The 967-nt window shown below is 32.0% G+C and carries 1 protein-coding gene and 1 pseudogene; one reads left to right on the forward strand and one right to left on the reverse strand.

The window, feature by feature from the left end:
• The first annotated feature begins 193 nt into the window (after nt 1-193).
• Nucleotides 194-673: pseudogene (locus tag AB204_RS21835) on the forward strand (Hcp family type VI secretion system effector).
• Between the two features lie 26 nt (nt 674-699).
• Here AB204_RS21835 and AB204_RS21840 read toward each other — a convergent pair.
• A partial coding sequence (locus tag AB204_RS21840) for a DUF1240 domain-containing protein (protein WP_152671603.1) occupies nt 700-967 on the reverse strand: 268 nt, incomplete at its 5' end.

A 967-nucleotide genomic window follows, 5' to 3' on the forward strand; every position in this document is an offset into this window, starting at 1 on the left:
ACAAAAACTCATTTACTTCGTTTATAACGATGTTGCGCTTAATATGTGAATCCAAGATGATTAGATGGAATGGGCTAGTCCAAATAATTTATATTTATTGCACTAGTCCCTTGACGTTAAATATGTTAGCGTAAATTTCTTTGGATTACGTAAGAAACAATATCACTTATACTAAACTAAGATGGAACTCTGTATGTCATACATGATCTACTTAACTTTAAACGGAAAGAAGCAAGGTCTAATCTCCGCAGGGTGTTCAACTCTTGATTCGATAGGAAATCGATATCAAAAGGGACACGAAGATCAAATACAGGTGCTTAGCCTGAATCATGCAATTTCACGCCAGCAGAACGTGAGTCACCAACCAATATAGTTCATCAAACCAATCGACAAGTCTTCACCACTACTAGCAATGGCAATAGACTCAAATGAGTCACTGAATGGTGGTTTTATCTTTTATAGAACAAGCCAAACAGGACAATTAGAATTATTCTACGAAGTAAAAATTACAGAGGCCACTATCACAGATATTTCCTGTGTATACCCACACTCTATAAATAATCATGATATAATGCCATATGAAAGGGTCACACTAAACTATAAATTTATATCATGGAATCATGTGACTGCTGGAACATCAGCTTATAGCATCTGGGAAGATAGAACATTATAAAATAAAACTAAACATATATTATATGCTTAGTCACATAGATTTTTATTTTTTACATATTTGTTTGGAGCGTTTAACGATTTTTTATGGCAATTTATATATCCATTTTCTTTTAATTTTGAATCAGCATACCAAGATACAGGAAAACTAATTACAAAACCTAAAATGCCAATAAATGTAAGAAACTTTAAAATTGAATTATTGTTTTTTGGCATCTTTGAGAGAGATAAATAATAAAATATAGCAATGCAAAAATAAAATACCACGGGATAAAAAAACAATCCTGCAAACACTCTC

It is taken from the genome of Xenorhabdus khoisanae (assembly GCF_001037465.1).
Classification (GTDB): domain Bacteria; phylum Pseudomonadota; class Gammaproteobacteria; order Enterobacterales; family Enterobacteriaceae; genus Xenorhabdus; species Xenorhabdus khoisanae.